The organism is Pseudomonas sp. 86_A (assembly GCF_017491705.1).
GTDB lineage: Bacteria > Pseudomonadota > Gammaproteobacteria > Pseudomonadales > Pseudomonadaceae > Aquipseudomonas > Aquipseudomonas koreensis.
Map to the genome: position 1 here is coordinate 1 of NZ_JAFGYS010000016.1, position 21,339 is coordinate 21,339.

Annotated in this window: 16 protein-coding genes; 7 read left to right on the forward strand and 9 right to left on the reverse strand. The window is 61.6% G+C overall.

Annotation, left to right across the window (positions count from 1 at the left end; translation table 11 throughout):
• The coding region (locus tag J5M57_RS23135) for a DUF6531 domain-containing protein (protein WP_207850122.1) at positions 1–3,088 on the reverse strand (3,088 nt) is incomplete at its 3' end.
• 246 nt (positions 3,089–3,334) lie between these two features.
• Here J5M57_RS23135 and J5M57_RS23140 point away from each other — a divergent pair.
• Positions 3,335–4,030, forward strand: coding sequence for an HAD-IA family hydrolase (locus tag J5M57_RS23140; protein WP_064586737.1), 696 nt, complete (start codon positions 3,335–3,337; stop codon positions 4,028–4,030).
• Between the two features lie 78 nt (positions 4,031–4,108).
• Here the strand turns inward: J5M57_RS23140 and J5M57_RS23145 are convergent, their stop codons facing one another.
• Positions 4,109–4,855: a 3-oxoacyl-ACP reductase family protein gene (locus J5M57_RS23145; RefSeq protein ID WP_207850121.1), complete on the reverse strand. Its 747-nt coding sequence runs from the start codon at positions 4,853–4,855 to the stop codon at positions 4,109–4,111.
• Positions 4,856–4,981: 126 nt separating this feature from the next.
• Between J5M57_RS23145 and J5M57_RS23150 the strand changes: the two genes are divergently transcribed.
• Positions 4,982–5,908, forward strand: a complete 927-nt coding sequence (locus J5M57_RS23150; RefSeq protein WP_207850120.1) for a LysR family transcriptional regulator — start codon at positions 4,982–4,984, stop codon at positions 5,906–5,908.
• A gap of 132 nt (positions 5,909–6,040) precedes the next feature.
• Here the strand turns inward: J5M57_RS23150 and J5M57_RS23155 are convergent, their stop codons facing one another.
• From J5M57_RS23155 to J5M57_RS23165, 3 genes are all read right to left on the reverse strand, one after another.
• On the reverse strand, positions 6,041–6,769 hold the full coding sequence (locus J5M57_RS23155) for an aspartate/glutamate racemase family protein (RefSeq protein ID WP_169840815.1): 729 nt from the start codon (positions 6,767–6,769) through the stop codon (positions 6,041–6,043).
• Between the two features lie 54 nt (positions 6,770–6,823).
• Positions 6,824–8,362 carry an NCS1 family nucleobase:cation symporter-1 gene (locus J5M57_RS23160; RefSeq protein ID WP_207850119.1) on the reverse strand — a complete coding sequence of 513 codons (1,539 nt, stop codon included), beginning with the start codon at positions 8,360–8,362 and terminating at the stop codon, positions 6,824–6,826.
• Between the two features lie 577 nt (positions 8,363–8,939).
• On the reverse strand, positions 8,940–9,674 hold the full coding sequence (locus J5M57_RS23165; RefSeq protein ID WP_003223260.1) for a phosphoadenylyl-sulfate reductase: 735 nt from the start codon (positions 9,672–9,674) through the stop codon (positions 8,940–8,942).
• A 163-nt stretch (positions 9,675–9,837) separates the two neighbouring features.
• Here J5M57_RS23165 and thrH point away from each other — a divergent pair, with 163 nt between their 5' ends.
• Entirely contained in the window at positions 9,838–10,455 is a 618-nt protein-coding gene (gene thrH, locus J5M57_RS23170; protein ID WP_207850118.1) for a bifunctional phosphoserine phosphatase/homoserine phosphotransferase ThrH, read from the forward strand.
• 108 nt (positions 10,456–10,563) lie between these two features.
• Here thrH and pabB read toward each other — a convergent pair whose 3' ends face one another.
• From pabB to J5M57_RS23190, 4 genes are all read right to left on the reverse strand, one after another.
• A complete protein-coding gene (gene pabB, locus J5M57_RS23175) occupies positions 10,564–11,907 on the reverse strand; it encodes an aminodeoxychorismate synthase component I (protein ID WP_169840810.1) in 1,344 nt (447 codons plus the stop codon).
• Between the two features lie 251 nt (positions 11,908–12,158).
• Positions 12,159–13,145: an alpha-L-glutamate ligase-like protein gene (locus J5M57_RS23180; RefSeq protein WP_064586744.1), complete on the reverse strand. Its 987-nt coding sequence runs from the start codon at positions 13,143–13,145 to the stop codon at positions 12,159–12,161.
• Positions 13,145–14,680, reverse strand: coding sequence for an inactive transglutaminase family protein (locus J5M57_RS23185; protein ID WP_064586745.1), 1,536 nt, complete (start codon positions 14,678–14,680; stop codon positions 13,145–13,147). Before J5M57_RS23185 ends, J5M57_RS23180 begins: the two co-directional genes overlap by 1 nt.
• Positions 14,681–14,685: 5 nt before the next feature.
• On the reverse strand, positions 14,686–15,222 hold the full coding sequence (locus tag J5M57_RS23190; RefSeq protein WP_007916436.1) for an ATP-dependent zinc protease: 537 nt from the start codon (positions 15,220–15,222) through the stop codon (positions 14,686–14,688).
• Positions 15,223–15,627: 405 nt separating this feature from the next.
• On the opposite strand from J5M57_RS23190, the gene J5M57_RS23195 reads away from it, so the two are divergent.
• From J5M57_RS23195 to acnD, 4 genes are all read left to right on the forward strand, one after another.
• Positions 15,628–16,350: a GntR family transcriptional regulator gene (locus tag J5M57_RS23195; RefSeq protein WP_169432611.1), complete on the forward strand. Its 723-nt coding sequence runs from the start codon at positions 15,628–15,630 to the stop codon at positions 16,348–16,350.
• Positions 16,347–17,237 carry a methylisocitrate lyase gene (prpB, locus tag J5M57_RS23200; RefSeq protein ID WP_083366502.1) on the forward strand — a complete coding sequence of 297 codons (891 nt, stop codon included), beginning with the start codon at positions 16,347–16,349 and terminating at the stop codon, positions 17,235–17,237. The genes J5M57_RS23195 and prpB overlap by 4 nt, the downstream gene beginning before the upstream one ends.
• 132 nt (positions 17,238–17,369) lie before the next feature.
• On the forward strand, positions 17,370–18,497 hold the full coding sequence (prpC, locus tag J5M57_RS23205) for a 2-methylcitrate synthase (RefSeq protein ID WP_207850117.1): 1,128 nt from the start codon (positions 17,370–17,372) through the stop codon (positions 18,495–18,497).
• Between the two features lie 197 nt (positions 18,498–18,694).
• A complete protein-coding gene (gene acnD / locus J5M57_RS23210; RefSeq protein ID WP_207850116.1) occupies positions 18,695–21,289 on the forward strand; it encodes a Fe/S-dependent 2-methylisocitrate dehydratase AcnD in 2,595 nt (864 codons plus the stop codon).
• Positions 21,290–21,339: the final 50 nt, after the last annotated feature.

The window sequence follows — 21,339 nt, forward strand, 5'->3', positions numbered from 1 at the left end:
GGGTTTTCAGCAGCAGGCGCCCGGCGGCATCGCGCTCGTAAGCGGTGATCAGCGTCGAGCCGTCATCGCCAAACTCGGTCTTCTCCAGCAGGTGGCCGTTACGGTCGTAGGCGTAGGCGGTGCGCCGGCCGTCGAAGCCGGTTTCCTGTCGGATCAGTCCGGTGGGCGTGTAGTCCAGTCGATACTTTTCCCCGGACTCGTTCTCGATTTCTGTCAGCAGCAGTTGCGCATGGTCGTAGCGGTACTGCACCCGCGTGCCGTCGGGGTTGATCTTGCGCGAGACCAGATGCAGGTCGTCGTCATACTCGTAACGGGTGACGCGCCCCAGTTCGTCGCGCTCGGCAGTGACCTGGCCATAGGCGCCGTAGCTGTAGGCGCGGGTGGCGCCGCCAGGCAACGTCGTCTGGAGCAGGCGACCCACGGCGTCCCAGTGCTGGCGGGTGATCGCGCCGTGTTCGTCCTGGGTTGTCGTCCGTCGCCCCAGCGCATCGTAGGAAAAGCGCCGCACACCGCCGTCGGGCAGGGTTTCTTCGGTCAGTTGGCCGAGGTCGTTCCACACCCACTGATGCCGGCTGCTGTCCGGGTAACGGACCGACAGCAGTTGCCCACGGGTGTTGTAGTAGTAATAGGTAACCAGCCCGTCGGGATCGACCGCCTCGGTGACATCCCCCTCAGCGTTGCGCCGAAACGTCCACACCGCCTCACCACGAGAACGGCTGTGCAGGAAACCGTTGCGATACTCGTAGGACGTTGGCTCATCTTCCGGCGGAAGCCGCGCCACCAAGCGTCCGACTTCGTCGTAGCGGTACTCGGTGACCGCCCCCAGCGGATCCTGCTCGGCGATCAATCGTCCCGCAGCGTCGTAGGCCTTGAGGTGCTCGCCGCCATCGGCCTCGACCTTGCGCACCAGTCGCGCCCGATCGTCGTGGACGTAGGTTTCTTCCGTGCCATCGACGTAATGCACCGCGACGCTGCCGTCGTCGGCCCAGACGTAACGCGTGTCCATCTGCGAGAACGAGGCCCAGTGGCGGACGCAACGCGCGGCCTTGCCGGAGCGCTCCCACTCCCAGAAGAAACTCGCGCCACCGGTCAGTTGCCGCTGCAGGATGACGTGCTGGTCGTCGTAGTCGTAACGCTCGCTGTCCCCGGCGGCGTTGGTCGCTTCCAGCAGACGCTGGCAGGCGTCGTAGCGGTAGCTGACGAGGGTTTGTTCGGTGTGCCAGCCCGTCCCGTCAGCAGCAAAGGACTGGTAATCGACAGCGATCAGCTGCGCCCGGTCATAGCGCAACCCCAGCGACCGACCGGCGCCATTGTCCAAACGAACAATGCGCTCCTGATGATCGCGAACAACCCGCAGCCGGTTGCCATACGCATCGCTGATCGTCGTCAGCCGCCCGGCGCGAAAGTGATAAAACCGCGCTGCGTCCCCGGCCAGCGCGAGAATCAGCTCCTCCGGCTCATCCCCGAGAAAAATCGCGGCCCGCGACAGGCTGTTGTGAATCGCCGGGCGTTCAACACTGGGCAACGGAAAGCGCGTGCGGCGGTTCTCGTGATCGACCCAGACCACCGCATCGCCTTCGAACGCCAGCCGATGGGCCAGCGAATGGCTCCAGCCAAACCCCAGCCCGACATCGAGCTCAACCGCGCTGGTGCGGTACAGCCGGGTGAAGGTGAACGGCAACACCCCGTCGAGCGTGCCATCGCTGAGGGTCAGCAGTTCTTCGCCGGTGACCATCGACACCGGACAGCCGTTGGTGCAGGTCAGCGGCGCGCAATCGGCGCTGGCGCCGTTGGGGTTTTTCGCTTGATCGGGGGAGTCGTCGCGAGGTTCGTGCCGCTCCATCCGGGTCGTGCCCCGGGACTTGTCCCGCGCCATGGGCGCCGGATTCGGTACCGTCAACACCACTGAATCCGCCTGGCGAATATTCAGCGGGATCGCCGGCGTCGGCTTCAGCGGCACGGCGCGCGTATTGACCATCAACGGCTTCAACGTGGCCGCGTGTTTGTTCAGGTCGGCAGTGGAGGGCAGTTCGTTCAGGCGCAAGGCCGCCGCTGCCAGCCATTGCCGCGCCCGAGGCGACTTGATCTTGCTCAGCACCTTGCTGCTCAATTTCACGGGTACGCCGACGCCACCGGCGACCCGCATCAGCAGAAAGCTGATCAACAATTCGACCCGAACCTCGGCCACCACCTCCGCCAGGTATTGCGGCGGCAGCATCTTCAGCCAACTGGTGAAGGCCGCCAGATGAATAAACAGCAACGGCTCGTCACTGAGGATCAGCAGGCCATTGGCGATGGCTTCTGTGGAGGCATTGAGCAGCGCTTGCAGTTCGACCTCGGTCAGGTACTGCAACAGTTTTTCACTGTTGGCCTGCAGGTCGGCGAGCAGGGCGAACAGCTGTTTAACGTCGTCCCAAATGGCGTTTAACGCCTTCTCGAACCCGCGCCAGTCGGCCTGTTGTAACTGGCGGTAACGATCGCTGAAGCCGGCGCTGGAAAACGCCGTCCATAGCGGCTGAAAACCGGCCCACTCGTCGCGCAGCCAAGCTTCCAGCCCGTCGAGGATCCCCTCGTACGAGGCATACAGCGCTTTGACATGATCGGTGGAAACATCGGGAAAGAAGGTGATGCGATAACGCTGGCCTCGGTCGCAGTCGCTGACTTCCAGAATGCCGCTCGGGCCGATGGTATGGCGCAGCGGTGCGCCGAAGCTCAGAACCCCGTCGACATCGGCGATCACCGGTTCCAGCACCACCGGGGTATTGCCGATCGGTACGAAGCGCGCCGCCTCGAACATGTGCACCAGGGTCAGCGGACCGCTCGCGGGGCACATGACCACCGATGTCTGAATCGGCTGGCGGGATTTGGCGGGCGCGCTGAGCTGCAGGTCGTTGCCGACCTTGAACACCTGCTCGACATCCAGCGCCGTCCCGGTCCAGAACTGCTCGGCCCAGGCATCGTATTGGTTCAGGCTCAGGCGGAACTCGCGGATCAGTGTTTCGAAGTCCGGGTGAACCGGGTTCAGGGCGGCAACCACCAGCAGGCCGATGCTGTTGTTCAGGGCCAGAAGCCGATCGGTTTGGAACATTCGCAGGCACTCGCGCACGTGAAAGAGGTGCGCGGACTTTGCGGGGGATCAGCCAGGAAAGAAGTCGGGCAAGTAGGCAATAGCTGTAGGGCATTTCGCTAAATATCAGCGTGCCATTCAACGCCTTGCGGACATTGGCCGTTGCTGAATGTCCATTGGCCTCGCTATGCTGCTGAACCCATTAATCAGATCCGAGCAGCGGCATCGACTGTGCCGCCCGGGATGTTTTTGATAACGGATCCGATGATGAATGCACCGATGAAGGCGTTTGGCCCGATCAAGGCCGTGATTTTCGACATGGACGGTTTATTGCTGGACACCGAAGGCATCTACACCGAGGTCACGTCGCTCATTGCCGAGCGTTACGGGCGGACCTTCGATTGGAGCGTTAAACAGAACATCATCGGACGTGGCGCCAATGACCTCGCCAACTACGTGGTGCAGGCGCTGGACCTGCCGATCAGCGCCGAAGAGTTCCTGGTGATCCGCGAGCCGCTGATGCGCGAGCGCTTCCCCAAGGCGCAGGCGATGCCAGGCGCTGAGGAGCTGATTCGCCACCTCAAGGCGCACAACATTCCGATTGCCGTGGGCACCAGTTCATCGCGCCAATCGTTCGGCCAGAAAACCACCTTGCACCGCGACTGGTTTGCGCTGTTCGATTTCATCGTCACCGCAGACGATCCGGAAGTCGGTGCCGCCAAGCCTGCGCCGGACATTTTCCTCACCGCCGCCCGGCGTCTGGGGGTCGCGCCTGAAGATTGTCTGGTGTTCGAGGATTCACCGTTTGGCGTCACCGCGGCGAAAGCGGCGGGGATGACCGCCATTGCGATTCCCGACGCGGCCATGGCCGATGAAAAATACGCCCACGCTGACGGGATCCTGCGCACGCTCAAGGCGTTCACTCCGAGTGCCTGCGGTTTGCCGGCGCTGGAATGGGCCTGATCGCTGAATAAACACCCATGAAAAAACGCCGCCCTCTGAACCGAGGTGCGGCGTTTTTTTGTGCCGGGGATTCAGCAATCAGGCGCCGAAGCCGCCGTCGATGGTCAGGCTGGCACCGGTGATGTAACCGGCCTCAGGGCCTACCAGATAGGCGACGAAACCGGCGATTTCGTCGGCCGTGCCGTAACGACCGACTGCCATCAGCGGGATCAGGCTTTCGGCGAAATCGCCATCGGCCGGGTTCATGTCGGTGTCGACCGGGCCGGGCTGCACGTTGTTGATGGTGATGCCGCGTGGGCCGAGGTCGCGTGCCAGGCCTTTGGTCAGGCCGACCAGCGCCGATTTGCTCATCGCGTACACACCGCCACCGCCGAAGGGCATGCGGTCGGCGTTGGTGCTGCCGATGTTGACGATGCGCGAGCCTTCGCCCATGTGTTTGGCGGCTTCCTGAGAGGCAATGAACACGCTGCGCACGTTGATCGCCAGGGTCTGGTCGAAGTCTTCCAGTTTGAAGTCTTCCAGCGGCGCAATCGCCAGTACCCCGGCGTTGTTCACCAGAATATCGAGGCGGCCAAAGGCTTCAACGGTGGCGCTGACGGCGTTGCGGATGGCGGTTTCATCGGCGCTGTCGGCCTTGATCGCCAAGGCTTTGCCACCCTTGGCGGTGATGCTGTTTTGCAGGTCTTCGGCCTTGGCGGTGGAGCTGACGTAGGTGAAGGCGACAGCGGCGCCTTCGGCAGCCAGACGTTTGACAATGGCGGCGCCGATGCCACGGGAACCGCCTTGAATCAGTGCGACTTTACCGCTGAGGTGTTGAGTGGTCATGTTCGATCTCCAGTAAGTGGAAGGCGGGGTGCCTTGGTGTTGGAGCCGAGTATCGGCCTGACATCGACAACCGTGTAGCCCATGATTGCTATAGTCTGTGTAAACCAAAAGTTTATAGTGGCGACCATGGAAACCTTCAGCAGTATCGAATGCTTCGTGCGCAGTGCCGAGGTCGGCAGCTTTGCCGAAGCCGCCCGGCGCTTGAGCCTGACCCCCGCCGCCGTCGGCAAGAGCGTGGCGAAGCTTGAAGTGCGGCTCGGTGTACGGCTGTTCCAGCGTAGTACACGCAGCTTGGCCCTGACCGAGGCCGGTCAGCTGTTCTTGAGTCAGGTCAGTGGCAGCCTGACGACGATTCAGAATGCCGTGGCCAATCTGTCCAGCGTCCAGGGACTGCCGGCAGGCACGTTGAAAGTCAGCATGGGCACGGTGTTCGGGCGGTTGTACATCGTGCCGTTGCTGGAAGAATTTTTAGGTCGGTTTCCGGCGATCAACCCTGACTGGCATTTCGATAACCGGCAGGTCGATTTGATTGGCCAAGGTTTCGATGCGGCGATTGGTGGCGGATTTGAACTGCCCCAAGGCGTCGTCGCCCGCAAATTGGCGCCCGCGCATCGAGTCTTGGTGGCCTCCGCTGACTATCTGCAAAAGCACGCGGCCATCGCCGAGCCGGATGACCTGCAACACCACGATGGCATTCTGATTCGTTCGCCGCAAACCGGTCGAGTACGCTCCTGGCAGTTGATCAGTGGTGGTGGTCAACTCTGCCGGCCACTGACCCTCAGGACGCGAATGACCATGAGCGACTCCGAAGCCGCCTGCGCGACGGCCGCGCAGGGGCTGGGGATCGCGCTGGTCAGCATGCCGTTTGCCGTGGGTTACCTTGAGGCGGGCACGTTGAAGCGCGTGCTGCCGGACTGGTACATCGATGACGGCAACATTTCGATCTACTACGCCGAGCACAAATTGCTGCCGGGCAAGACGCGGGCGTTTGTCGATTTTGTGATTGAGCAGTTTGCGCAGCAAGGGTTGGCTCAGCGATTCAGTGCTATCTGAGTTTGGCTTTTAACCGAGGCGCGGCCATCGCGGGCAAGCCACGCTCCCACAGGTCTCGCGTCGCACACAAAATGTGCGAGAAACTCATAACCTGTGGGAGCGTGGCTTGCCCGCGATAAACGATAACGCGGTCTACCGGGCAAACCGCTCCGCCCAACCAATGATCTGTTTCGGCCGTGGCGTCGCATAAGTGCGCACCTTGGACGTCGACAACCCCAGCCGCACCAGCGATTCGGCAATGGTCACCGCCGCCGTCACCCCGTCCACCACCGGCACCCCGGTGCGTCGGCGAATCTGTTCATCCAGCCCGGCCATGCCGCCGCAGCCGAGGCAAATCACCTCGGCCTTGTCCTGCGTCACCGCCAGTTCCGCCTGATGCACGATGGCTTCCAGCGCGCGTTGCGGTTCGTGTTCCAGTTCTAGCACCGCCAGACCGCTGGCCCGCACCGAGGCGCAGCGATCCCACAGGCCCGACAGTTTCAGCCGATCCTCGATCAGCGGCACGGTGCGGTCCAGCGTGGTCACCACCGAATAGGCGTGGCCGAGAAACATCGCGGTGCTTGCCGCCGCGTCGGTGATGTCCACCACCGGCACGTTGAGCAGCTCCTGCAAACCTTCACGGCCGTGCTCGCCATAGCCGGCCTGAATCACTGCGTCGAACGGTTGGTCGTAGGACATCACCCGGTCCATTACGGCGATGGCTGCCAGGTAACTTTCGAAATTGCCTTCCACCGAGTCGGCGCCAAAAAACGGCGTCAGACCGACGATTTCCGTGCCGGGGGAAGCGACGGCCTGCGCCGAGCGGGCGATGGCCTGGGTGATGGATTCGGTGGTGTTGACGTTGACCACAAGAATACGCATGGGAAGTCCTTATTGCGGGCAGTTCAGCGGCCCGAAGCGCGGGCCGCGAGGAAGTTAATGGCCGACGTTGTCGACGGCGATGGATTCGCCGCTGACGTCGGCGTAGTGCGGCTGACGCCGGGCGATGATCAGGTAAAGCATCGCGGCAATGCCGGCGCCCACCAGCCACGAGAATGGCGAGATGTTGTGGAAACCTGGCACCAGCGCCAGGACGATGGCGATCAGCGCTGCAGGAATGAACGCCGCCACGGCGCGGAAATTCACCCCGCGGCTGTAGTAATAAGCGCCGTTGGGATCCTCGCTGTACAACTGCGGGACGTTGATCCGGCCTCTGCGGATCAGCCAGTAGTCGACCATGATCACCCCGTACAACGGGCCGAGCAGGGCGCCGAGGCCGGAGAGGAAATACACGATCACCAGCGGACTGTTGTAGAGGTTCCACGGCAGGATCAGCACGGCGATGGTTGCGCTGATCAGCCCGGCGCGGCGGAACGTCAGGTATTTCGGTGCCAGGTTGCTGAGCACGAACGCCGGCGCGACGAAGTTGGCCATGATGTTCACCGCCACGGTGACGATCAGGAACGCCAGACAGCCGAGGACCAGAAAGAACGTGTTGGGAATCGACGCAATGATTTCGGTCGGGCTTTCGATGATCCGTCCGTTGATCTGAAATTGCGCGCCGCACAATAGGACGGTGATGGCGGCGAACACCAGAATGTTCACCGGCAAGCCCCAGAAATTGCCGACCTTGATGGTTTTACGGCACGGCGAAGATCGGGCGAAATCGCAGAAATTGAGAATCAGCGTGCCGTAGATCGCCAGCCACAGGGCGCCGCCGGCAAAGATGTTGCGCCACATCTCGCCTCCGGTCAGCGGTTCGCGGATCGACCAGGCAATGGTCGCGTTGGCCTGGGTGTACATCCACGCGGCGAGGGCGGCGACGGTCAGCAGAATCACCGGTCCGGCAAAGGCTTCGTAACGGCGAACCATCTCCATGCCGTAGGCAAGGATCGCCAGTTGCACGAACCAGATCGCCACGAAACACACCCAGCCCAGAGACGACAGGCCGAGGATCGAGTTGTGGTCGTACTCGGCGAAGCCGGGGTGAATCGCTGTCAACAGCACGCGAAACACCACCGACGCCAGGTACGTCTGAATGCCGAACCAGGCGATGGCGATCACCGCCCGGATCAATGCCGGAATCTGCGCCCCGTGAATCCCGAAACTGATCCGGCTGATCACCGGAAACGGCACCCCGGTTTTTTGCCCCATGTAGCCGGACAGGTTCATGAAGAAGTACACCAGCGCCGCGCCGATCCCCAGTGACAGCAGAATCTGCCAGCCTCCCAGGCCTAACGCATACAGGCCGATGGCGAACGAGTAGTTGGCGATGTTGTGCACATCGTTGGTCCACAGGGCGAAGATGCTGTATTTGCCCCAGCGCCGACCTTCGGCCCTGGTTGGTGCCAAGTCGCTGTTGTGCAAACGGGGGCTCAGTTGTAACGGTTCGGCCAGGCCATCGGCGGGCAATGGCTGGTCGAGGGCAGAGGCGGACAGATTCAGCGCGATGTTGTTGGAGAGACTTGTACGCATTCCGGCAGGCTCCTGATGGGCGGGCCGCGATGACTGTGCATGAGCCCGGGGCTCGACAAATCTTCGTCGCGGCCAGCAGACATCACTGGTTACGGGGCATCTGCAGCCTGTACGGGATAGGGCGCTTCAGGCTTGCGGATCGAAAGTGTTTGGTCATGTTTTGCAGTTTTGTATACAAAACATGCATGCACTAAAGCCAGATCTGTGCCAGTTACCGATCTATGCGCAGCCATCCTCATTTCGAAAAGTTATCGAGGAGCGCTAAGTGGTTGAAAATGGTTGGTTATAAATTGACCGATTGAACAGATATTTATTTTTTGCGGGGGATTTTTTGGAGGTGGCAAAACGGACGGGCGTTCAGAAGGGATGTAACTTTTCAGGGCGTGAAAAGAAAAAGTGCACACATAAATGGCACCGATGGTGACATTCGTGTGTACACATTTTGAAGGTTTCACAAAACACTGTAGGAGTGAGCCTGCTCGCGATAGCGGTGTATCAGTCCAGGAATTTCTTGGCTGACACACCGCTATCGCGAGCAGGCTCACTCCTACAGGGAGGACATCATTGGGGCTGAGATTTATGCCTTGCTGATGATATTCCCCGCATGCAACCCGCATTCTTTCTGCGTCGCTTCTTCCCACCACCAGCGGCCTTCGCGCTCGTGCTGGTTCGGCAGGACCGGGCGGGTGCACGGTTCGCAGCCGATGCTGATGAAGCCGCGTTCATGCAGGCTGTTATACGGCAGCTCGAGCATGCGGATGTAGCCCCAGATCTCTTCGCTGGTCATCTGTGCCAGCGGGTTGAACTTGTACAGGGTGCGCTCCGGGGTGGAGAACGCGGTGTCGATTTCCAGCACCGCGACGGCGCTGCGGGTGCCCGGGCTCTGGTCACGGCGCTGGCCGGTGGCCCAGGCTTTGACCCCGGACAGTTTGCGCCGCAGCGGTTCGATCTTGCGGATGCCGCAGCATTCGCCATGGCCGTCCTTGTAGAAGCTGAACAGGCCTTTTTCCTTCACGAACGGTTCGAGTTTCGTGTAGTCCGGCGACACCAGTTCGATATCGATCTTGTAGTGCTCGCGCACCTGATCGATGAAGCGATAGGTCTCCGGGTGCAGGCGGCCGGTGTCGAGGCTGAACACCTTGACGTTCTTGTTCAGCTTCCAGGCCATGTCCACCAGCACCACATCCTCGGCGCCACTGAAAGAGATCCACAGCTCATCACCGAACTCGGCAAACGCGAGTTTCAGGATGTCCTGAGCGGATTTATTGGCATAGGTCGTGGCGAGTTCCACGACATCGAACGTTGGGCTCATCAGGGCGGCTTCCTACAGGTCGGTGGCGCTGGGCGCTCTATATGGCGGCGATGTTAACAAAAAGCAGCGGGGTACGGGGTGCCCGCTGCGTTGCGCCGTGGCGGGGGAGTCGCTAGAGTTCGGGCTCGCTCGACTCAATAATCAATACAAACGGGAGTGTCTTGTGGAAATTGCTTGCCTGGATCTTGAAGGGGTACTGGTACCGGAAATCTGGATCGCCTTCGCCGAAAAAACCGGAATCGAATCCCTCAAGGCCACCACCCGGGACATTCCCGATTACGACGTGCTGATGCAGCAGCGCCTGCGCATCCTCGACGAGCACGGCCTGAAGCTCTCGGACATTCAGGAAGTGATCGCCACCCTCAAGCCGCTGGACGGCGCGGTGGAGTTCGTCGACTGGCTGCGCGAGCGCTTCCAGGTGGTGATTCTCTCGGACACCTTCTACGAGTTTTCCCAGCCGCTGATGCGGCAACTGGGCTTCCCGACCTTGCTGTGCCATCGTCTGATCACTGACGACAGCGGGCGGGTGACCAGCTATCAATTGCGTCAGAAAGATCCCAAGCGCCAGTCGGTCCTGTCGTTCAAGAGCCTGTACTACCGGGTGATTGCGGCGGGGGATTCGTATAACGACACCAGCATGCTGGGCGAGGCGGATGCGGGGATTCTGTTTCACGCGCCGGAGAATGTGATTCGCGAATTCCCGCAGTTCCCGGCGGTGCATACGTTTGCCGAGTTGAAGCAGGAATTCATCAAGGCTTCGAACCGCGACCTGAGCCTGTAAACAATTCCTGTGGCGAGGGAGCGTGCTCCCGCTGGAGTGCGAAGCGCTCCCCAAAATCTTACGACTGCTTCGCAGCCGAGCGGGAGCAAGCTCCCTCGCCACACAAAGCTATAGGTTCTGCAGGGTTTCCAGTAGAACCTTCACTTTGGTAATCGACTCCTGATACTCCGCCTGCCAGTCCGAATCGGCCACAATCCCGCCACCGCCCCAGCAACACACCTGCCCATCCTTGACCAGCAGACTGCGAATCGCGATGGAGCTGTCCATCTCGCCGCGCACGTCCAGATACAACAACGACCCGCAATACAAACCGCGCCGCGTCGGCTCCAGTTCGTCGATGATTTGCATGGCACGGATCTTCGGCGCGCCGGTGATCGAACCGCCGGGGAAACTGCCGGCGATCAGGTCGAGGGCGTCGCGATCCTGCGCCAGTTCACCGGTCACGCTGCTGACCAGGTGATGCACGTTGGGATAGCTTTCCAGGCTGAATAACTCCGGCACCCGCACCGAGCCGATGCGGCAGGTGCGGCCGAGGTCGTTGCGCAGCAGGTCGACGATCATCAGGTTCTCGGCGCGATCCTTCGGGCTGGCCAGCAGTTCGGCGGCGTTGGCGGCGTCTTCGGCGGGCGTCAGGCCACGCGGGCGGGTGCCTTTGATCGGGCGGGTTTCCACCTGGCGCTCGCTGACTCTGACGAAACGCTCCGGCGACAGACTCAACACCGCGCCGCCCTCGGGCAGGCTCTGGAAACCGGAAAACGGTGTCGGGCAGGCCTCGCGCAACGCGCAATAGGCCAGCCATGGATCGCCCTGACACGGCGCGCGGAAGCGTTGGGCGAAGTTGACCTGATAGCAGTCACCGGCCTGGATGTATTGATGGATGCGTTCCAGCGCCTGACGATAATCATCGGCCGACAGGTCGGCGGTCATTGGCGTGTTCAGCTTGAACGGCGTCAGTGTCGCTGTGGCTGGTTGGCTGAACAGGGCGATCAGCCGTTGCTGCTCGCTCTTGGCCAGTGACGGGTGAAACACCAGTTGGCTGGTGGCCGTCTGGTGATCGCTGATCAGTGCCCAGTCGTACAGGCCGAAGCGCGCGTCGGGCAGTTGCAGATCGTCCCGGGCCTGGCTCGGCAGGTGTTCCAGATGCCGGCCGAAGTCGTAACTCAGATAGCCGATCAGGCCGCCGGCGAAGGGCAGTTGGTAGTCCGCAGGCAGCTGCGCTTCGCCGAGACGGGTCAGATTGTCGCGCAGGCGTTGCAGGAAAACGCTGCCGCTTTCGTCGGGCAACACCGCCAGTTGTTCCAGCGGCCAGGCGCTGAGCAGGTCATAACGACCACGATCGGCACTCGGCCGGCCGCTGTCGAGCAGCACGGCGCCGGGCGCATGGCGGATGGCCGCGAAATAGTCGGCGGGGTTGGCGCGGTAGGGCAGCGGGTATACGAAACAGATCAACATGGGCGGGGCAGATCGGCCATTGAGGCGGGGTGGGGATTGTAGTCCTCTCCGATGCCAGATCAAAGTCAAAAGCCTACCCCCTCACCCCAGCCCTCTCCCCCAGGGGGGGCGAGGGGGAAAGGGAGCAGATCGGGGGGCTTTTCAAGTCCTGAGTTCGACTCCGGACTGTCAGGTCGATGGCGCGTGAACATCCAACTCGGTCAGTCCCCTCTCCCTCGGGGAGAGGGCTAGGGTGAGGGGCTTTTCAGCTTTTAGCCCTCAACAGCCGGAATATGCCCAAACATCTCCTGAGTAAACGCCACCCGCTCTTCAACCGACTCTGTCACCCCGCGTGCCTTCAGCTCTTCCAGTCGCGCTTCCACCGCATGGGTACGCAACGTCAGCCCGCAATCGTTGGCAATCTGGATATTCAGCCCCGGTCGCGCATTCAGTTCCAGAATCAGCGGGCCTTTCTCCTGGTCCAGCACCATGTCCACGCCGATGTAACCCAGCCCGCACAGCTCATAACAGCCAGCGGCGAGTTTCATGAAACCGTCCCAGTAGGGCAGTTGCACGCCGTCCACCGCGTTGGTGGTGTCGGGGTGTTTGTTGATGATGTTGTTCAGCCAGGTGCCGCGCAGGGTCAGGCCGGTGGCGAGGTCGACACCGACGCCAATCGCGCCCTGGTGCAGGTTGGCCTTGCCGCCGGACTGGCGGGTTGGCAGGCGCAGCATGGCCATCACCGGGTAACCCATCAGCACGATAATGCGGATGTCCGGCACGCCTTCGTAGCTGATGCTCTTGAAGATCTGGTCCGGGGTCACCCGGTATTCGATCAGCGCGCGGTCGCGGTGGCCGCCCAGCGAATACAGGCCGGTGAGGATGCTCGAGATATGGTGTTCCAGCTCCTCGTGGGCGAGGATCTTGCCCGACACCGTGCGATAGCGGCCTTCGAAGCGGTCGGCGATGACGATGATGCCGTCACCGCCGGCACCTTGGGCCGGTTTGATCACGAAATCGTTGCGCCCGCCGATGATCGCGTCGAGCTTGTCGATTTCCTTCTCCGTGGAAATCACGCCATACAGCTCCGGCACATGAATGCCGGCGGCGATCGCGCGTTCCTTGGTGATGATCTTGTCATCGACGATCGGGTACAGGCTGCGCTTGTTGTACTTGAGCACGTAGTCGGCGTTACGCCGATTGATGCCCATGATGCCCCGCGCCTCCAGGGCCTTCCAGGTCTTCCAGAAACCGAACATCAGGCGTCAGCCTTCTTCAGGAAAGCCTTGAAACGCACCAGTTCGGTCAGGCGGTAGCCGCGATAGCGACCCATCGCCAGCATGAAGCCGACCAGAATCAGCAGGATCGCCGGGAAGGTGAACACGAAGTACACCAGCTCCGGCACGGTCATGATCAGGTGCGCCAGTGAGGCGGCGAACAGCGTGCCGATTGCCACTTTCATGGCATGGCTGGCGCCGCGTTCTTCCCAGGTGATCGACAGGCGTTCGATGGTCATGGTCAGAATCACCATCGGGAACAGCGCCACCGACAGGCCGCGCTCCAGACCGAGCTTGTGGCTGAACAGGCTGATCGCCGCAATCAGCACCACCACGAAGGTCAGGACCACCGAGAGGCGCGGCAGCATTTGCAGCTTCAGGTGTTCCAGGTACGAGCGTAATGACAGGCCCAGCGCAGTGATCACGGTAAACAGCAGGATGCCGAAGCCCAACTGCGTTTCGCGGAAGGCCAGTGCGATCAGTACCGGGGTGAACGTGCCGAGGGTCTGCAGGCCGATCAGATTGCGCAGGATCAGGATCACCAGCACGCCGATCGGGATCATCACCATGATCATGAAGGTCTGCTGGGTCTGCAGCGGCAGGCCGTACAGCGAGTATTCAAGGAAGTTGGCGTCGGTGTTTTCGTCGGTCAGCTTGGCCAGACGAATCGCGTTCATCTCGCTGTTGTTCAGGCTGAAGGTCACGTTGGCTTTCTTCGCGCCGTCGACGGTGATCAGGTTTTCATCGCCGGTCCACCACAGCAGGCGGTCCGTCGGCAGACCTTGCTCACCGGTTTCCGGGTTGAAGTACAGCCAGTCGTTGCCGTTGAAGCTGCGCAGCCACAGTTCCGGGGTTTGCGGTTGATCGGCGACGAGGCGGATGGTGTGGACTTTTTCCACCGGCACGTGGGCGATGGACAGCAGCAGTTCGACGATCTTCGCCTTGTGCGGCGTCGACGGGTCGCCGGCCAGCAGCAGTTTGACGTTGTCGTCGTTGGCGTTGTTGACGCGTTTGATCGCCTCGCCGATGAAGGTTTCGACGTCGGCCGAGTGCTGGCGGATCGGCGCGAGCAGGGCTTCGGCGGCGATTTTTTCCGGGCCTTCGATGGCGATGCTATCGCGGAAGGTCGGGCCTTTGATCTTGGATTTTTCTGCGGTGTAGCGTTTGGTCAGCACCAGACGGTAATAAAGGGTCTGGTTGCCCTTGGCCCGGCGCGCCGACCAGGTGACCTTGCGGTTGCCGTCGACGCGGTTCACGGCAACGCCGTAGTTATTGGAGATGAAGCTTTCGTTGAGGCTGACGTAGTCGCGGCTCAGGGGCGGCACGAACATCTGGATCTTCACCGGATCCTTGGTGCTGGCGACGAACTCGACCTTGGCGTCGATATTCCACAGGTCGTCGGTGGCGTCCTCGGTCACCGGGATGCCGAGCACGAAAATCTGATAGGCCGTAACCGAAACGCCCAGGAGCACCAGAATGGTGATCAGGATTTTCAGGTGGAAGGTTAGAGAACGCATGGAAATTACTCGGCGGTATGAGCGGCGATGGTGCAGGCGGGTTTGCCGGCAGCGTATTTAAGACTGGGGTCGACCAGCGCGTCGAAGCGTTTCAGGGCTTCGGAGCCGATCAAAAGCGGGTATTGGAACGCACTACGGTCGGTCAGGTTCACTTCGATGCTGCGCAGCGCCGAACCCATGCAGATGTCCAGCTCGATTACCGGCCGGGCGGTGTACTTCTTGCCTTCTTCCGGGTCGTAGTCGCCGGCGCGGCGCTTGATCTTGCTGACCCGGGCCAGCGGCCGTTCGATCGGGTGCGAGTGCGCGGCGTCGATCGCCAGATAGAAGCGTACCCACGACTCGCCATTGCGTTTGAAGCGTTTGATGTCGCGGGCACTCAGCGAGGCGGTTTTGGCGCCGGTGTCGAGTTTGGCCGCGACTTCCAGATTGATGCCATCAAGCGATGCATATTCGTTGAGGCCGTACACGGTTTTTTCCCCCGCGGCAGCCAGGCCGGGCAGGCAAAACAGAGCAAAAAATGTGGGGAAGGGCTTGAGTCTCATAAATCCTGGTGCGCAGCGTTCCGTTCTCGGTTCAGGTTCCTGGCAATGACTGCGCAATCCCCTTCGTGTGCCTATCAGCTTTTTATGACAAGCCGTACAAAAGGCCAGCAAATGCGGGCGGCATTCTAGCACGGTGGTTTTATGGCGCCAGCGCTTGGGCCGGTCTATAACCCTTGGGATACCCTGTGGGAGCGAGCCTGCTCGCGAAAGCGTAGTGTCAGTCAGCATCTTCTTGGGATGACGCACCGCCTTCGCGAGCAGGCTCGCTCCCACAGGGATTAATCGACCAATGGAAGATTGCCTGCGGTTATTAGACGATTGTCGACAATGTGTATTTATCCTTTGACTGGCGTGGGCTAATTGGCTAGTTTTTGCCGCATTGGATTTGAAGGTGTCGACAATATGCTGGATCAACTCGATCCCCCGGTCATCAGCGGCGACGATTCCGAAACACTTTCGGAAAACGTCTTCCGGCGCATCCAGGCGGCCATCGTCAAAGGCGAGATCGCCCCGGGCAGCAAGATCTCCGAGCCTGAACTGGCGCGCACCTACGGCATCAGTCGCGGGCCGCTGCGCGAAGCCATTCATCGGCTCGAAGGCCAGCGTCTGCTGGTGCGCGTACCGCATGTCGGCGCGCGGGTGGTATCGCTCAGCCATGCCGAATTGCTCGAACTCTACGAAATCCGCGAATCCCTCGAAGGCATGGCCTGCCGTCTGGCGGCCGAACGCATGAGCGTCGAAGAAATCGACGAACTGCGCCGGGTGCTGGAAACCCATGAGCGCGACGCGGCGTTTCAGGCCGGCGTCGGCTATTACCAGCAGGAAGGCGATTTCGACTTTCACTACCGGATCATCCAGGGCAGCGGCAATCGCACCCTGACCCAGATGCTCTGCGGCGAGCTCTATCAACTGGTGCGCATGTACCGCATCCAGTTTTCCACCACGCCGAACCGGCCGCGCCAGGCCTTCGCCGAACACCACCGGATTCTCGACGCCATCGCCGACCGTGACGGTGAACTCGCGGAATTGTTGATGCGCCGCCACATCGGCGCCTCGAAACGCAACATCGCCCGTCATTACCAGGACGGCGCCGACAATAAGACAGCCACTGAACGAGGTGAGTCATGAGTTCCAAGCAGAACACTCCAGGCCAGCGTTTCCGCGATGCGGTCGCCAGCGAGCATCCATTGCAGGTGGTCGGCGCGATCAACGCCAACCACGCGCTGCTGGCCAAGCGTGCCGGTTTCAAGGCGATCTACCTGTCCGGTGGCGGGGTGGCCGCAGGTTCGCTCGGTGTGCCGGACCTGGGCATCACCGGCCTGGATGACGTGCTGACCGACGTGCGCCGCATCACCGACGTCTGCGACCTGCCGTTGCTGGTGGACGTGGACACCGGTTTCGGTTCGTCGGCGTTCAACGTGGCGCGCACCGTGAAGTCGATGATCAAGTTCGGCGCGGCGGCGATCCACATCGAGGACCAGGTTGGCGCCAAGCGTTGCGGCCACCGTCCGAACAAGGAAATCGTCAGCCAGCAGGAAATGGTCGACCGCATCAAGGCCGCCGTCGATGCCCGCACCGATGACAGCTTCGTGATCATGGCGCGCACCGACGCGCTGGCCGTCGAAGGTCTGGAATCGGCCCTGGATCGCGCCGCCGCGTGCATCGAGGCCGGCGCCGACATGATCTTCCCGGAAGCCATCACCGAGCTGGAGATGTACAAGCTGTTCGCCAACCGCGTGAAAGCGCCGATTCTGGCCAACATTACCGAGTTCGGCTCGACGCCGCTGTACACCACCGAGCAACTGGCCGGCGCCGACGTGTCGCTGGTGCTGTACCCGCTGTCGGCGTTCCGCGCGATGAACAAGGCTGCGGAAAACGTTTACACCGCGATCCGCCGCGACGGCACGCAACAGAACGTCATCGACACCATGCAGACGCGGATGGAGCTTTACGATCGCATCGATTACCACACCTTCGAGCAGAAGCTCGATGCGTTGTTTGCCGCTAAAAAATGAAGATCAAAAGATCGCAGCCTTCGGCAGCTCCTACAGGAACGCGGTCGATGTAGGAGCTGCCGAAGGCTGCGATCTTTTGCCAACAACACCGTAATTGCAGATTCCCTAACAAATTCAAGATTGGAGACAGCAATGGCCGAAGCAAAAGTACTCAGTGGTGCCGGGCTCCGGGGCCAGGTTGCCGGGCAAACCGCACTGTCCACCGTGGGCCAGGCCGGTGCCGGGCTGACCTATCGCGGCTACGACGTGCGTGAACTGGCGGCAGACGCGCAGTTCGAAGAAGTGGCTTACCTGCTGTTGTACGGTGAGCTGCCGACCCAGGCGCAACTCGACGCCTACCAGCAAAAACTGAGCAAGCTGCGCGATTTGCCGCAAGCGCTGAAAGAAGTGCTGGAACGCATCCCTGCCGACGCGCACCCGATGGACGTGATGCGCACCGGTTGCTCGTTCCTCGGCAACCTTGAACCGGAGAAAGACTTCTCCGAACAGCGCGACAAGACCGACCGCCTGCTGGCCGCGTTCCCGGCGATCATGTGCTACTGGTACCGCTTCAGCCACGACGGCAAACGCATCAACTGCGTCAGCGACGAGCCGAGCATCGGCGGCCACTTCCTGCACCTGCTGCACGACAAGAAGCCGAGCGAACTGCATGTCAAAGTGATGAACGTGTCGCTGATCCTCTACGCCGAGCACGAATTCAACGCCTCGACCTTCACCGCTCGCGTTTGCGCGTCGACCCTGTCCGACCTGTATTCCTGCGTCACGGCGGCCATCGGTTCCCTGCGTGGCCCGCTGCACGGCGGTGCCAACGAAGCGGCGATGGAAATGATCGAGCGCTTCTCGTCGCCGGAAGAGGCGATCAAAGGCACCCTCGGCATGCTCGAGCGCAAGGACAAGATCATGGGCTTCGGCCACGCGATCTATAAGGACAGCGATCCGCGCAACGAGGTGATCAAGGGCTGGTCGAAAAAACTCGCTGACGAAGTCGGCGACACGGTGCTGTTCGCGGTCTCCGAGGCCATCGACAAGACCATGTGGGAGCAGAAGAAACTGTTCCCCAACGCCGACTTCTACCATGCCTCGGCGTACCACTTCATGGGCATCCCGACCAAGCTGTTCACGCCGATCTTCGTCTGCTCGCGCCTGACCGGCTGGGCCGCGCACGTGTTCGAACAGCGCGCCAACAACCGCATCATCCGTCCGAGCGCCGAGTACATCGGCGTTGAACAGCGCAAGTTCGTGCCAATCGAACGTCGCTGAATGGTGAGGGCCCGGAGCCCGAGAGCGCCGCTAGACCCTGTGGGAGCGAGCCTGCTCGCGAAGACGGACTGACATCCAACATTGATGTCGACTGATCTACCGCTTTCGCGAGCAGGCTCGCTCCCACAGTGGACGATGTGTATCTCAACTCCGTGCTGGCCACCCTTTGAAACTACCGTGACCCGAGTCCTGACCCGATGAACACAGCATTCCGCAAAAACCTGCCCGGCAGTTCCCTGGATTACTTCGACGTCCGTGCGGCGGTCGAGGCGATTCAGCCCGGCAGCTACGACACCCTGCCGTACACCTCCCGCGTGCTGGCGGAAAACCTCGTGCGTCGCTGCGACCCGGCCACGCTCACCGATTCGCTGAAACAACTGATCGAGCGCAAACGCGACCTCGACTTCCCGTGGTTCCCGGCGCGGGTGGTGTGCCACGACATTCTCGGCCAGACCGCACTGGTCGACCTCGCCGGCCTGCGTGATGCGATTGCCTTGCAGGGCGGCGACCCGGCGCAGGTCAACCCGGTGGTGCCGACGCAACTGATCGTCGACCACTCGCTGGCGGTGGAGGCGGGCGGTTTCGACAAGCAGGCGTTCGAGAAGAACCGTGCCATCGAAGACCGGCGCAACGAAGACCGTTTCCACTTCATCAACTGGACCAAGAAGGCCTTCAAGAACGTCGACGTGATTCCGCCGGGTAACGGCATCATGCACCAGATCAACCTGGAGAAAATGTCCCCGGTGATCCAGGTGCGTGACGGCGTGGCATTCCCCGACACCTGCGTCGGCACCGACAGCCACACCCCGCACGTCGATGCGCTGGGGGTGATCGCCATCGGCGTTGGCGGCCTCGAAGCCGAGAGCGTGATGCTCGGCCGCGCCTCGTGGATGCGCCTGCCGGAAAGCGTCGGCGTCGAACTGACCGGCAAGCTGCAACCGGGCATCACCGCCACCGACATGGTGCTGGCGCTGACCGAATACCTGCGCAAACAGAAAGTCGTCGGTGCCTGGCTGGAGTTCTTCGGTGAAGGCGCCTCGGCGCTGACCCTCGGCGACCGTGCGACCATCTCCAACATGGCCCCGGAATACGGCGCCACGGCGGCGATGTTCTACATCGACCAGCAAACCATCGATTACCTGAAACTCACCGGTCGCGAAGACCAGCAAGTGCAGCTCGTCGAGCAGTACGCCAGGCTCAACGGTCTGTGGGCCGACAGCCTGAAAGGCGCGCAATACGAGCGCGGCCTGACGTTCGACTTGTCGTCGGTGGTGCGCAACATGGCCGGGCCGAGCAACCCGCACGCTCGCGTAGCGGTGTCAGACCTGGCCGCCAAAGGCATCTCCGGACAGTGGGATGACGTGCCGGGGCAAATGCCTGACGGCGCGGTGATCATCGCGGCGATCACCAGTTGCACCAACACCAGCAACCCGCGCAACGTGATCGCCGCCGGCCTGTTGGCGCGCAATGCCAACAAACTCGGCCTGACCCGCAAACCGTGGGTGAAATCCTCGCTGGCGCCGGGTTCGAAAACCGTTGCGCTGTACCTCGATGAAGCCGGGCTCATCACTGAACTGGAACAACTCGGTTTCGGCGTCGTCGCGTTCGCCTGCACCACCTGCAACGGCATGTCCGGGGCACTTGATCCGGTGATCCAGCAAGAGATCATCGACCGCGATCTGTATGCCACCGCCGTGCTCTCCGGTAACCGCAACTTCGACGGGCGGATTCATCCGTACGCCAAGCAGGCGTTTCTCGCTTCGCCGCCGCTGGTGGTTGCTTACGCCATCGCCGGCACCATCCGTTTTGACATCGAAAAAGATGTGCTGGGTGTGGTCGACGGCAAGGAAATCCGCCTGAAAGACATCTGGCCAAGCGACGAAGAAATCGACGCCGTAGTGAAGTCGTCGGTCAAGCCGGAGCAGTTCCGTCAGGTCTACATTCCGATGTTCGCCATCCATGAAGACACCGGCCCGAAAGTCACGCCGCTGTACGACTGGCGTGAGATGAGCACCTACATCCGCCGTCCGCCGTACTGGGAAGGCGCGCTGGCCGGCGCGCGTCCGCTCAAGGGCATGCGCCCGCTGGCGGTGCTGCCGGACAACATCACCACCGATCACCTGTCGCCCTCCAACGCGATCATGCTCGACAGCGCCGCCGGCGAATACCTGGCGAAAATGGGCCTGCCGGAAGAGGACTTCAACTCCTACGCCACGCACCGTGGCGACCACTTGACCGCGCAGCGTGCAACCTTCGCCAACCCGAAACTGTTCAACGAAATGGTTCAGGAAAACGGCAAGGTCAAGCAAGGCTCGCTGGCCCGCGTTGAGCCGGAAGGCAAGGTGATGCGCATGTGGGAAGCCATCGAAACCTACATGGAGCGCAAGCAGCCGCTGATCATCATCGCCGGCGCCGACTACGGTCAGGGTTCGTCCCGCGACTGGGCGGCCAAGGGTGTGCGTCTGGCGGGTGTCGAAGCGATCGTCGCCGAAGGTTTCGAGCGCATCCACCGCACCAACCTGGTGGGCATGGGCGTGTTGCCGCTGGAGTTCAAGCCGGGCACCGACCGTCACACCCTGGCCATCGACGGCAGCGAGACCTACGACGTGATCGGCGCCCGCACACCGCGCGCCGACCTGACGCTGGTGATCCATCGCAAGAATGGCGAGCGCGTTGAAGTGCCGGTGACCTGCCGTCTGGATACCGCTGAAGAAGTGTCGATCTACGAGGCCGGTGGCGTGTTGCAGCGCTTTGCCCAGGACTTCCTCGAAGAGTCGGCGGTGGCCGTTTAAATCAACTGATGGGGGCATGGGGTTTCAGGCCCCATGCCTTCGGTAAGGAG